General features: G+C 68.3%; 11 protein-coding genes. 7 read left to right on the top strand and 4 right to left on the bottom strand.

The annotated features are described in order from the left end of the window. Positions 1-16 precede the first annotated feature (16 nt). Positions 17-964, top strand: coding sequence for a heme A synthase (locus ABH936_RS05970; protein ID WP_239302984.1), 948 nt, complete (start codon positions 17-19; stop codon positions 962-964). A gap of 212 nt (positions 965-1176) precedes the next feature. Here ABH936_RS05970 and ABH936_RS05965 read toward each other — a convergent pair whose 3' ends face one another. Next, on the bottom strand, positions 1177-2154 hold the full coding sequence (locus tag ABH936_RS05965; RefSeq protein WP_074045298.1) for a heme o synthase: 978 nt from the start codon (positions 2152-2154) through the stop codon (positions 1177-1179). 121 nt (positions 2155-2275) lie between these two features. Between ABH936_RS05965 and tkt the strand changes: the two genes are divergently transcribed. Genes tkt through pgl form a run of 6 tightly spaced genes read left to right on the top strand, consistent with a single transcriptional unit; the run spans position 2276 to position 10381 of the window. Further along, positions 2276-4423 (top strand): transketolase, encoded by a 2148-nt coding sequence (gene tkt / locus ABH936_RS05960; RefSeq protein WP_074045297.1) that lies wholly within the window; start codon positions 2276-2278, stop codon positions 4421-4423. Positions 4424-4430: 7 nt separating this feature from the next. Next, the gene (gene tal / locus ABH936_RS05955; RefSeq protein WP_074039352.1) at positions 4431-5552 is read left to right on the top strand and encodes a transaldolase; all 1122 of its coding nucleotides are present in this window, start codon (positions 4431-4433) and stop codon (positions 5550-5552) included. Next, the gene (locus tag ABH936_RS05950; RefSeq protein ID WP_404602829.1) at positions 5549-7180 is read left to right on the top strand and encodes a glucose-6-phosphate isomerase; all 1632 of its coding nucleotides are present in this window, start codon (positions 5549-5551) and stop codon (positions 7178-7180) included. Before tal ends, ABH936_RS05950 begins: the two co-directional genes overlap by 4 nt. Beyond that, complete coding sequence (gene zwf, locus ABH936_RS05945; RefSeq protein WP_115296203.1) at positions 7177-8733, top strand: glucose-6-phosphate dehydrogenase; 1557 nt, start codon at positions 7177-7179, stop codon at positions 8731-8733. Before ABH936_RS05950 ends, zwf begins: the two co-directional genes overlap by 4 nt. Beyond that, positions 8730-9656, top strand: a complete 927-nt coding sequence (locus tag ABH936_RS05940) for a glucose-6-phosphate dehydrogenase assembly protein OpcA (RefSeq protein WP_165583568.1) — start codon at positions 8730-8732, stop codon at positions 9654-9656. The genes zwf and ABH936_RS05940 overlap by 4 nt, the downstream gene beginning before the upstream one ends. Continuing rightward, positions 9653-10381, top strand: coding sequence for a 6-phosphogluconolactonase (gene pgl, locus ABH936_RS05935; RefSeq protein WP_165583567.1), 729 nt, complete (start codon positions 9653-9655; stop codon positions 10379-10381). The genes ABH936_RS05940 and pgl overlap by 4 nt, the downstream gene beginning before the upstream one ends. Positions 10382-10471: 90 nt before the next feature. On the opposite strand, the gene secG is transcribed toward pgl, so the two are convergent. From secG to ABH936_RS05920, 3 genes are all read right to left on the bottom strand, one after another. Continuing rightward, the gene (gene secG, locus ABH936_RS05930; RefSeq protein ID WP_006945467.1) at positions 10472-10714 is read right to left on the bottom strand and encodes a preprotein translocase subunit SecG; all 243 of its coding nucleotides are present in this window, start codon (positions 10712-10714) and stop codon (positions 10472-10474) included. Positions 10715-10790: 76 nt separating this feature from the next. Then, a complete protein-coding gene (gene tpiA, locus ABH936_RS05925; RefSeq protein ID WP_165583566.1) occupies positions 10791-11585 on the bottom strand; it encodes a triose-phosphate isomerase in 795 nt (264 codons plus the stop codon). Between the two features lie 89 nt (positions 11586-11674). Then, complete coding sequence (locus tag ABH936_RS05920) at positions 11675-12871, bottom strand: phosphoglycerate kinase (RefSeq protein WP_165583565.1); 1197 nt, start codon at positions 12869-12871, stop codon at positions 11675-11677. Positions 12872-12874 lie beyond the last annotated feature (3 nt).

Below are 12874 nucleotides of genomic sequence, written 5' to 3'. Positions count from 1 at the left end.
ACTACGCTTGGATGTCGTGACTCACTCCTCCCCGATGACGTCCGACGCGGCCGTTGGCGCCGCGCCCGTCGCGCCTCCTGAATCTCGTCCCGTCAACCCGTGGTTGAAGCGGCTGTTCTGGCTCAACCTGGTCGTCGAGATCGGCATCGTCGTGACGGGTGGGCTCGTGCGTCTCACCGGTTCGGGGCTCGGGTGCCCGACGTGGCCGCAGTGCGTTCCCGGCTCGTACACGCCGGTGCCGGAGCAGGAACAGTCCTGGCACAAGTACATCGAGTTCGGCAACCGGACGCTGACGGGCGTCGTCGGTATCGTCGCCATCGCGCTGTGCCTGGGCATCTTCTTCTGGGCTCGCACGCGTCGTCGCCTGCTCCTGCCCGCCGGGTGCGTCGTCCTCGGCATCGTGCTGCAGGCCGTCGTCGGTGGCATCACGGTTCACATGGATCTCAACCCGTTCATCGTGGCCTTGCACTTCATGCTGTCGATGCTGCTCGTCACGGCGTCCGCGTGGCTCGTGTGGCGTGGGCGTGAGGGCGACGGGCCGAAGCGACCGCTCGTGCCGACGCCCATCGCCGTCGTCGCGAAGATCGCCGCCGTTCTCGCGTTCGTCGTTCTCGTGCTCGGCACGATGGTGACCGGTTCCGGTCCGCACAGCGGCGATGCCGACGAGCCCGCCCGCACCGGGTGGGACGCGCGGAGCGTCGCGTGGCTGCACGCCGACACCGTCATGCTGTTCTGCGGGCTCGTCGTCGCCGTCCTGCTCTCGCTGTTCGTCCTGCGCAGCCCTGCCACCACGCGACGCACCTGGATCGGCCTGCTCGTCATCACTCTGCTGCAGGGCGTGCTCGGCTACGTCCAGTACTTCACGGGCGTGCCGTGGGTGCCGGTGCTGTTCCACATGCTCGGCGCGTGCCTGCTCGTCACGTGGATGACCTGGGCCCTCTGCTCCCTGCGCGAGCGCCCCTGAGACGCCTGCTCCGCCGACTTCCCCTCCACCACGACCCGTCTCATCGCTGGCGGCGGCAATCGTCGGACCTGACCAGGTGGCCGCGAATGTGGACGAAAATCGCAGGGGTGGACATGAATCGCGAGTGTGTCCACCGGACGACGAAGCGGGCCTCACCAGATGGTGGGGCCCGCTTCGTCAGTGAGTCGATGCGTTTCGGTGACTCGGTGTGATCAGCGGATGACCGCGTAGTACCAGATCGGGTCGAGGGCGACGCCGATGAACAGCAGCGTCAGGTAGCTGATCGAGTAGTGGAACAGGCGCATCGGCTTGAGCACCGAGTACGGGGCGCCCTCCTTCGCGCGCTTGAGCAGCATGTGCGCCTCGAGCAGGAACACGGCGCCGGAGACGACGGCGATGACGGCGTAGATCCATCCCATGGGCGCGATCGGGATGAGCGCGAGCGACGTCAGCACCGTCACCCACGAGTAGGCGACGATCTGCTTGCCGACGGTCACGTCCTCGGCGATGACGGGCAGCATGGGGACGCCGGCGTTCGCGTAGTCGTCCTTGAAACGCATCGACAGCGGCCAATAGTGCGGCGGCGTCCAGAAGAAGACGACGAGGAACAGCACGAGCGCCGACCACGACACCGAGTTCGTGACGGCGGACCAGCCGATGAGCACCGGCATGCATCCGGCGACGCCGCCCCACACGATGTTCTGCGACGTGCGGCGCTTCAGCAGAATCGTGTAGAAGCCCACGTACAGCACGATGGCGCCGAGCGAGAGCCATGCGCTCAGCCAGTTGACGAGCAGCCCCAGCCACAGTGTCGCGGCGACGCCGAGCACGAGGCCGAAGATCAGCGCGGCCCGCGGCGTGATCGCCCCCGTGACGAGCGGTCGCCCCTCGGTGCGGTGCATGAGCTTGTCGATGTCGCGGTCGAGGTAGCAGTTGAGCACGTTCGCCGAGGACGCCGACAGCGTGCCGCCGACCAGCGTCGCGACGATGAGCCATGCCTCCGGTACGCCGCGCTCGGCGAGAAACATCACCGGGAACGTCGTGACGAGCAGCAACTCGATGATGCGCGGCTTCGTCAGCGCGATGTAGTCGCCGATCTTCGCCTTGAGCGAGCGGTCACCGACGGGGCCTGTGGCCTCGCGGTTCGGCACGGTCGTGTCCTGTTCGAGCGCTGTCACGGTGTCCTTCATCGGTGCGATCGGGGCAGGCGGACGAGGGTCCGTCTCAGGCCAGTCTACTCAGGGTGACTCGCGACCTCGACGAGGACTAGGCTCGCCTCGAGTTCGATTCCGACACGAAGGAGCCAGACCCGTGACCACGGATCAGTCCACCCCCGAGCGTTCCGACGCACTCGCCCTGCCGAAGGCTGACAAGGCCGGCTGGAGCGACATCGACGTCCGGGCCGTCGACACGGCCCGCCTGCTGGCCGCCGACGCTGTCCAGAAGGTCGGCAACGGCCACCCTGGCACCGCGATGAGCCTGGCACCCGTCGCCTACCTCATCTACCAGAACCTCATGACGTACGACCCCACCGACACCGAGTGGATCGGCCGCGACCGTTTCGTCCTGTCCTGCGGTCACTCCTCGCTCACGCAGTATGTCCAGCTCTACCTGTCCGGTTCGGGCCTCGAGCTCGACGACCTGAAGGCGCTTCGCACGTGGGGTTCGAAGACCCCCGGCCACCCCGAGGTGCACCACACCAAGGGCGTCGACATCACGACGGGCCCGCTCGGATCGGGCCTCGCCTCCGCCGTCGGCATGGCGATGGCGCAGCGCCGTCAGAAGGGCCTGTACGACCCGAAGACGCCGGCCGGCGAGTCGCCGTTCGACCACCACGTCTACGTCATCGCCTCCGACGGCGACATCATGGAGGGTGTGACGGCCGAGGCCAGCTCCCTGGCCGGTCACCAGCAGCTCGGCAACCTGACCCTCGTCTATGACGAGAACTACATCTCGATCGAGGACGACACGAACGTCTCCTTCTCCGAGGACGTCGCCAAGCGCTACGAGTCGTACGGCTGGGACGTGCGCGTCGTCGACTGGCGCGCCTCCGCGAAGGACGGCGGCAAGTACACCGAGGACGTCGACGCGCTGTTCGAGGCGATCGAAGAGGGCAAGAAGGTCACGGACAAGCCGTCCATCGTCATCCTGCGCACGATCATCGCCTACCCCGCGCCGACGAAGCAGAACACGGGCAAGGCCCACGGTTCCGCGCTCGGTGAGGACGAGATCAAGGCGACGAAGGAGCTGCTCGGGTTCGACCCGGAGCAGACCTTCGAGGTCGACGACGCCGTCATCGCGCACACCCGCAAGGCGATCCAGCGCGGACAGGCCGCTCACGCCGAGTGGACGAAGAAGTTCGACGCGTGGAAGTCGGCCAACCCCGAGGCGGCGGAGCTGCTCGAGCGCGTCCAGGCCAAGAAGCTGCCGGCGAACTTCGACGAGGTCCTCCCGGTCTTCGAGGCCGACGCCAAGGGCATCGCCTCGCGCGCCGCGTCCGGCAAGGTGCTCAACGCACTCGCCGACGTCGTGCCGGAGCTGTGGGGCGGTAGCGCCGACCTCGCCGGATCGAACAACACGACGATGGACAACCAGCCGTCGTTCATTCCCGAAGAGCGTTCGACGAGCACGTGGAAGGGCAACCCGTACGGCCGTACGCTGCACTTCGGCATCCGCGAGAACGCCATGGGCATGATCCTCAACGGCATCGAGCTCGAGGGCCTGACGCGCGCCTACGGCGGCACGTTCCTCGTGTTCTCCGACTACATGCGCCCCGCGGTGCGCCTCGCCGCCATCCAGCAGATCCCGTCGACGTTCGTGTGGACGCACGACTCGATCGGCGTCGGTGAGGACGGCCCGACGCACCAGCCGATCGAGCACCTGAGCGCGCTGCGCGCCATCCCGAACCTCAACGTCGTGCGCCCCGGTGACGCGAACGAGACGGCTCAGGCGTGGAAGAAGATCCTCGAGACGACGGATGCCCCGACCGGCCTCATCTTGAGCCGTCAGGAGCTGCCGACGCTCGACCGCTCCGAGTTCGCATCCGCCGAGGGCACCACCAAGGGCGGCTACGTTCTCGCCGACAGCGAGGGCGAGCCGAACATCATCCTCGTCGCCACGGGGTCGGAGCTGTCGCTCGCCGTCGAGGCGCGGAAGGAACTCGAGGCCAAGGGTGTTGCCACCCGTGTGGTCTCCATGCCGTGCCGCGAGTGGTTCGACGCACAGGACGACTCCTACAAGGAGAGCGTGCTGCCGAAGAACATCAAGGCGCGCGTCGCCGTGGAAGCAGGCCACCCGATGAGCTGGTACGACATCGTCGGCACGGACGGTCGTGTCGTCGGCATCGACCACTTCGGCGCCTCGGCCGACGCCAAGACGCTTTTCACCGAGTTCGGTTTCACGCCCGCGAAGGTCGTCGAGGCCGCCGAAGCATCCATCGCAGCTGTCGAAGGAAAGTGATTCATCCATGACTCAGAACGCCAACACCCAGGCCCTGTCCGACGCGGGCGTCTCCATCTGGCTCGACGACCTCAACCGTCCGATGGTCACCGGTGACGAGCTGTCGAAGCTCGTCGAGACGAACAACGTCGTCGGTGTCACCTCGAACCCGACGATCTTCGCGACGGCCCTGTCCGACGGCTCCGCCTACAACGAGCAGGTCGCCGAGCTGGCAGCAGCCGGCCAGGGCGTCGACGAGGCCGTCTTCGCGATCACGACGAAGGACGTCATGGCCGCGTGCGACATCCTGCGCCCCGTCTACGACGCGACGAACGGTGAGGACGGGCGCGTCTCCATCGAGGTCGACCCGCGCATGGCGCGCGACACCGAGGGCACCGTCACCATGGCGAAGCAGCTGTGGGAGACGATCGGGCGCGAGAACTGCATGATCAAGATCCCGGCGACGGTCGAGGGTCTGCCCGCGATCAGCGCCGTGCTCGCCGAGGGCATCAGCGTCAACGTCACGCTGATCTTCTCCCTCGACCGCTACCGCGGCGTCATGAACGCCTTCCTCACCGGCCTCGAACAGGCCCGTGAGAACGGCAAGGACCTGTCGAAGATCCGCTCCGTCGCCTCCTTCTTCGTCAGCCGCGTCGACACCGAGTTCGACGCGCGTCTCGACGCCGTCGGCACCGACGAGGCGAAGGCCCTCAAGTCGAAGGCCGGCATCGCCAACGCGCGCCTCGCCTACCAGGCGTTCGAGGAGGTCTTCTCGACGCCGCGCTGGCAGACCCTCGCCGACGACGGCGCGCACGTGCAGCGTCCCCTGTGGGCCTCGACGGGCGTCAAGGACCCGAGCCTGCCGGACACGCTGTACGTGACCGAGCTCGCCGCGCCGAACACGGTCAACACGATGCCGCCGAAGACGCTCGCCGCGCTCGCCGACCACGGCACGGTCGAGGGCGACCGCATCTCCGGCACCTACGACGAGGCGAAGGCGACGATGGACGCCCTCGAGCACGCCGGCGTCTCCTACGCCGACGTCGTCGACAAGCTCGAGACCGAGGGCCTCGACAAGTTCGAGAAGTCCTGGGAAGAGCTGCTCGGCTCCGTCCGTTCCGAACTCGAGAAGGCAGGCGAGAACAAGTGACCTCCTCCGGTGTCAGCCTCGGCACCGTGGGTGCCGGGGCGGCAGCGATCGACGCTGCCGTCCCGGCGCTCGTCGCCGAGAAGTTCGCGAGCCGACTCTTCGCGCAGGATCCCACGCTGTGGGGTTCCGACGCCGAGTCCGAAGCCGCGAAACGACTGTCCTGGGTGGGCCTCGCCCGCTCATCCCGTCCTCTCGTCGGTGAGATCGACGCGCTGCGCGAGAAGTTCACCTCCCAGGGCCTGACTCGCGTCGTCCTGTGCGGCATGGGCGGTTCGTCGCTCGCGCCGGAGGTCATCTGCGCGACCGCGGGTGTTCCGCTCGTCGTGCTCGACTCCTCCCAGCCCGACATGGTGCGCACCGCCCTCGCCGAGGACCTCGAGCACACCCTCGTCGTCGTCTCGTCGAAGTCGGGCTCGACGGTCGAGACCGACAGCCAGCGTCGCGTGTATGAGCAGGCGTTCGAGGACGCGGGCATCGACCCGACCGAGCGCATCGTCATCGTCACCGACCCGGGTTCGCCGCTCGACGAGAGCTCGCGTGCCGGCGGCTTCACCGTCGTCAACGCCGACCCGAACGTCGGCGGGCGCTACTCGGCTCTCACCGCCTTCGGTCTCGTCCCCTCCGGCCTCGCCGGCGCGGACGTCGAGGCCCTGCTCGACGAGGCCGAGTCCGTCACGGACCTGCTCGCCGAGGACGACGGGGCCAACCCGGGCCTACAGCTGGGCGCCGTGCTCGGGGGCACCTCTCCCCTGCGCGACAAGGTGATCCTCGCCGACGCCGGGACGCAGATCCCGGGCTTCGGTGACTGGATCGAGCAGCTCATCGCCGAGTCGACGGGCAAGGACGGCAAGGGCCTGCTGCCCGTCGTCGTCGGGCGTGACGAGCCCTCGAGCCTCGCCGCGGACGAGAACCTGGTCCTGCTCACGGCCGAGGACGACGAGCGCACCCCTGAGGGCGACTCCGTCACGACCGTCTCGGGTTCGCTGGGCGCGCAGATGCTGCTGTGGGAGGTCGCGACGGCCGTCGCCGGCCGCCTCATCGGCATCAACCCGTTCGACCAGCCGGACGTCGAGTCGGCGAAGGCCGCGGCGCGCGAACTGCTCGACGCGGGCATGGGCGCCGCTGATGCTCCTGCGTTCGTCGACGGCGCCGTTGAGGTTCGCACGGCGGGCCGCGACTTCCTCGCGGGCGCCGACACGCTCGATGCGGCGCTCCAGGCGCTCGTCGCACAGCTGACGCCGACGGGTTACCTCGCCGTCATGGCCTACCTCGACCGTCTCGCCGACACCGAGCTGGCCGCGACGCGCGCGCCGCTGGAGAGTGCGCTGGAACGACCCGTCACCTTTGGGTGGGGCCCGCGCTTCCTGCACTCGACCGGCCAGTACCACAAGGGCGGCCCGGCGAACGGTGTGTACCTGCAGATCACGACCGTCCCCGGCGAGGATCTCGCCGTGCCCGGGCGCGACTTCACCTTCGGGCAGTTCTGCGATGCGCAGGCCGGTGGTGACGCCTCCGTCCTCGCCGACCACGGCCGGCCCGTCCTGCGGCTGCACCTCGCCGACCACGACGCGGGCCTGAAGCAGGTCGTCGCGGCCCTGACGAAGATGTCCGGAGGCGAGGCTCGGTGACGCCGCCGACTGAGATCTCCAAGGGCCACAACCCCCTGCGTTCCAAGGAGGACAAGCGCCTGCCCCGCATCGCCGGGCCCTGCAGCGTCGTGCTCTTCGGCGTCACGGGTGACCTCGCCCGCAAGAAGCTCATGCCGGCCATCTACGACCTGTTCCACCGCGGTCTGCTGCCACCCGGTTTCTCCCTCGTCGGCTTCGCCCGACGTGACTGGGAGGACCAGGACTTCATGCAGATCGTCAAGGAGTCGGTCAAGGAGCGTGCGCGCACGGGCTACGACGAGGAGGTCTGGACCAACCTCGCCGACGGCATCCGTTTCGTCCAGGGCACCTTCGACGACGCCTCCGCCTTCGAGAACCTGGCGAAGACGCTCAAGGAACTCGAGGACAGCCGCGGCACCGAGGGCAACACGGCCTTCTACCTGTCGATCCCCCCGGGATCGTTCGCGCAGGTCTGCGAGCAGCTCGAGACGGCCGGCCTGACGAAGCCGAGCGAGACGAAGCCGGACGCGTGGCGCCGCGTCGTCATCGAGAAGCCCTTCGGGCACGACCTCGAGAGCGCGCGCGAGCTCAACGCGATCGTCGAGAGCGTCTTCCCACCCGACTCGATCTTCCGGATCGATCACTACCTCGGCAAGGAGACGGTGCAGAACATCCTGGCGTTCCGTTTCGCCAACCAGATGTTCGAGCCGATCTGGAACAACAACCACGTCGACCACGTGCAGATCACCATGGCCGAGGACATCGGCATCGGTGGCCGCGCGGGCTATTACGACGGCATCGGGGCGGCGCGCGACGTCATCCAGAACCACCTGCTCCAGCTGCTCGCCATCACGGCGATGGAGCAGCCGCTCACCTTCGACGCGAAGGATCTGCGCACGGAGAAGGAGAAGGTGCTCGCCGCGGTGAAGCTGCCGCAGGATCTCGCGGCCTCGACGGCTCGCGGGCAGTACGCCGAGGGCTGGCAGGGCGCGGAGAAGGTGCCCGGCTTCCTGCAGGAGGAGGGCATCAAGCCCGACTCGCAGACCGAGACGTACGCCGCCGTCAAGCTCGGCATCAACACGCGGCGTTGGGCGGGTGTGCCGTTCTACCTGCGCACCGGCAAGCGACTCGGCAAGCGCGTCACCGAGATCGCCGTCGTATTCAAGAACGCGGTGACCCCGTTCGACGAGAACCAGACCGAGGAGCTCGGCCGCAACGCCATCGTCATCCGGGTGCAGCCCGACGAGGGCGTCACGATGCGGTTCGGTTCCAAGATTCCGGGCTCGAACGGCTTCGAGGTGCGCGACGTGACGATGGACTTCGGCTACGGCTCGGCGTTCACCGACTCGAGCCCGGAGGCGTACGAACGTCTCATCCTCGACGTGCTGCTCGGCGATCCGCCGTTGTTCCCGCGGCACGAAGAGGTCGAGTTGTCGTGGAAGATCCTCGACCCGATCGAGAACTTCTGGGCCTCGATGGATGCGCAGCCCGATCAGTACGAGTCGGGCACGTGGGGGCCGCAGAGCTCTGACGACATGATGGCCCGCGACGGACGCCACTGGAGGATGCCGTGATCGTCAACCTGGACAAGACGTCGACGACGGAGATCTCCAAGAAGCTCGTCCAACTGCGCAACGAGGTCGGCTCGATGACGATCGGGCGTGTCATGACGCTCGTCGCCGTCTGCCGCGGTGAGGACGTCGAGGAGTCGCTGCACGTCGCGGCGGAGGCCACGCGTCTGCACCCGAGTCGCATCATCGCGCTCGTCGCCGACCCGGATGCCGCCGACGCGTGGCTCGACGCCGAGATCCGTCTCGGCGGCGACGCCGGTGCATCCGAGATCATCGTGCTGCGTCTGCACGGTGACCTCGCGCAGCACGGCGCGTCGGCCCTGACGCCGCTGCTGCTCGCCGACTCCCCCGTCGTCGCGTGGTGGCCGATGAAGGCCGACGAGAACATCGGTGAGACCCCGATCGGTCGGATGGCGCAGCGTCGCATCACGGACGCGTCGCTGTCGGCCGACCCGCGCAGCGAGATCCTGCGCCGCGCGATGCACTACACCGCCGGCGACACGGACATGGCGTGGGCCCGGACGACGCGCTGGCGCGGCCTGCTCGCGGGGGCACTCGACGTGCCGCCGTACGAGCCGGTCACGAAGGTCATCGTCACCGGAGCGAGCGACTCTGCCTCCACCGACCTGCTCGGCGGTTGGCTCGGCGTCGAACTCGGCTGCCCGGTCGAGCGTCGACTCGGTGAACCCGGTCTGGGCCTCATCAGCGTCGAGCTGGAGCGTGCTTCCGGCCCGATCCTGCTGACGCGTCACGGTGAGCAGGCGATCCTGAGCCAGCCCGGCCAGCCGGACCGTCAGATGGCGCTGCAGCGCCCGGACGCGGTCGCATCCCTCGCCGAGGAGCTGCGGCGCCTCGACAAGGACGAGGTCTACCGTGACGCCCTCGTGCGCGGCCTGCCGAAGCTCGCCGCCGAGGACGACGCGTGAGCGCCGCGAACGTCGAACGACGCGTGGCGGCGACGAAGGCTGATCTGGCCGACGCGATCGCCGAACGCCTGCGGGAGGTCATCGCCGACGCGGTGGCCTCCCGGGGCGTCGCCCACGTCGTCCTGACGGGCGGGTCGATGGGTGAGGCGAGTGCGCGAGCTCTCGCCTCCCTCGACGACATCGACTGGGCGCACGTGCACCTGTGGTGGGGCGACGAACGGTTCCTGCCCACGGGGGACGCCGAGCGCAACGAGACGCAGGCTCGGGTGGCGCTCATCGACGTCGTCGGCGTGCCCGCGGCGAACGTGCACGCCATGGCAGCGTCGGACGGCCCGGACGGTGACGACCTCGACGCGGCCGTTGCGCGCTACCGCGACGAGCTGGCCACGGTGGCGGCACAGTTCGACGTCGTCATGCTCGGGATGGGTCCGGACACGCACGTGGCGTCCCTGTTTCCCGGGCACGCGACGACACGCGTCGACAACACGAGCGTCGTCGCGCTGAACGACTCCCCCAAGCCGCCGCCGCAGCGCATCAGCCTCACCTTCCCCGCGCTCAACGCGGCGCGCGAGGTGTGGCTCATGATCGCGGGGGCCGACAAGGCAGACGCGGTGCGCGCAGCGTCGAGTTCGACGGATCGAACCGCTCACCCGGCCTCCGGCGTACATGGACGCGAACGTACGATCTGGTGGCTTGACGAGGCGGCAGCCGGGCCCGGCGCCTGAAGCACCCATCCAACGCGACGAAGCTCGTCACCTCCCGCTGGAGATGACGAGCTTAGTCGCGTCGGCGCTCATGGGCACCAATGGAATCCGTCAATTGAAGCGTTCGACGAGCCCCAAGCCGATGATGGCGAGGATCCAGATCGTCGCAGCGCCGACGGTGATGCGGTTGAGGTTGCGCTCAGCGCGGGAGGAGCCGCCGAGGTTGGCGCCGGAGCCACCGCCGAACATGTCGGACAGACCGCCGCCGCTGCCCTTGTGCATGAGGATCAACAGCACGAGAAACAGGCTGCTCAGCACGAGCAGGCCCTGCAGCAGGATCTTGACAATGTCCACGAAGAAATCTCACCTCACGACGGGGCGGGCGTGAGCCCGCGCGAAATCAGCCCCCAGCGTACCGCGTGCCCGAGCCTCAGGCGTTCTGGTAGGTGCAGATGCCGATGAAGTCGTCAGCGACGAGCGACGCGCCGCCGACGAGGGCACCGTCCACGTCGTCCCCGGCCATGATCTCCGCGACGTTGCCCGGCTTCACCGAGCCGCCGTAGAGAACGCGGACCTTGTCCGCGAGTTCCTGGTCGAACGCGTCGGCGAGGGCGACGCGGACGGCGGCGCACACCTCCTGAGCGTCGGCGGGCGTCGCGACCTCGCCGGTGCCGATGGCCCATACGGGCTCGTAGGCGACGACGAGCGTCGACGCCTGCTCGGGCGTGAGACCGGCGACGGCGGCGCGCATCTGGGCGACGCAGTGCTCGACGTGCTCGCCCGCCTGACGGACCTCGAGCGGCTCACCGACGCACAGGATCGGCGTGAGGCCGTGACGGTACGCGGCCTCGACCTTCGCGCGGACGACCTCGTCAGTCTCACCGTGGTACTGACGGCGCTCGCTGTGACCGACGCACGCGTAGGTGCAGCCGAGCTTCGCGAGGAATGCGCCCGAGATCTCACCGGTGTACGCGCCCTCGTCATGCTGCGACAGATCCTGTGCGCCGTAGACGAGCTTGAGCTTGTCGCCGTCGACGAGCGTCTGCACCGAACGCAGATCAGTGAACGGCGGCAGGATGGCGACCTCGACGGCCCCGAAGTCGTGGCGCTTGTCCTCCAGGCCCCACGCGAGCTTCTGCACGAGGTGAGTGCCCGCGAGGTGGTCGAGGTTCATCTTCCAGTTGCCCGCCATGAGCGGCGTGCGCGTGTTCTTCGTCGAAGCCATGCCGGCTTCCCCTTTCACGTTGATCGGATACCGCGAACCCCGCCCCCGCCGAAGCGACGGAGGCGGGGTTCGCAGCTGTGGAGGTCAGATCAGCCGAGCACGGAGATGCCCGGCAGTTCCTTCCCCTCGAGGTATTCGAGGCTCGCCCCACCACCGGTGGAGATGTGCCCGAACTGATCGTCGGAGAAGCCGAGCTGACGCACGGCGGCGGCCGAGTCGCCACCACCGACGACGGTGAGGGCACCGTTCTCGGTGGCCTCGATAAGCGCCTGCGCGACAGCCTTCGTCCCGGCGGCGAACGGCTCCATCTCGAACGCGCCCATCGGGCCGTTCCAGAACACCGTCTTGCAGTCCGTCAGCTTGCTCGCGTACAGCTTCGCCGACTCCGGGCCGATGTCGAGACCCATCTGGTCGGCCGGGATCGCGTCGATCGAGACGACCTCGTGGCCCTTGTCGGCCGCGAACTCCGGCGCGACGACAACGTCGCTCGGCAGCACGATCTCGACGCCCAGCTCCTTGGCCTTCGCGATGTAGCCCTTGACCGTCTCGATCTGCTCGGTGTCGAGCAGGCTCTTGCCGACCTCGTGCCCCTCGGCCGCGAGGAAGGTGAACACCATCCCGCCGCCGATGAGCAGCCGATCCGCGGTCTGGATGAGGTTCTCGATGACGGCCAGCTTGTCGGCGACCTTCGCGCCACCGAGGACCACGGCGTACGGACGCTTCGGGTTCTCGGTGAGCTGCTTCAGCACCTCGACCTCGGTCTTGACGAGCCCACCCATCGCCGACGGCAGCAGCTGCGCCACGTCGTAGACGGACGCCTGCTTGCGGTGCACCACACCGAAGCCGTCGGAGACGAACACGTCCGCCAGTGACGCGAGCTGCTCGGCGAACTGCTTGCGCTCGGCCTCGTCCTTGCTCGTCTCGCCAACGTTGAAGCGCAGGTTCTCGAGCAGGGCGACGTCGCCGTCACCGAGGGATTCAACCGTGGAACGCGCCGAGTCGCCGACTGTGTCGGTGGCGAACGCCACGTCCTGACCGAGCAGTTCCGACAGGCGCGCGACGACGGGCTGCAGCGAGTACTTCGCCTCCGGCTCGCCCTTGGGGCGGCCCAGGTGCGCGACGACGACGACGCGAGCGCCGGCCTTCGTCAGCTCCTGGATCGTCGGGACCGATGCGCGGATGCGGCCGTCGTCGGTGATCGTCGAACCGTCGAGCGGGACGTTGAGGTCGCTGCGCAGCAACACTGTCTTGCCGCGCAGATCACCCAGATCGCTGATGGACTTCACGCC

This window comes from Dermacoccus sp. GAS27A (assembly GCF_044909235.1).
GTDB classification, from domain to species: domain Bacteria; phylum Actinomycetota; class Actinomycetes; order Actinomycetales; family Dermatophilaceae; genus Dermacoccus; species Dermacoccus nishinomiyaensis.
This window is presented reverse-complemented; position numbering and strand designations above follow the sequence as displayed.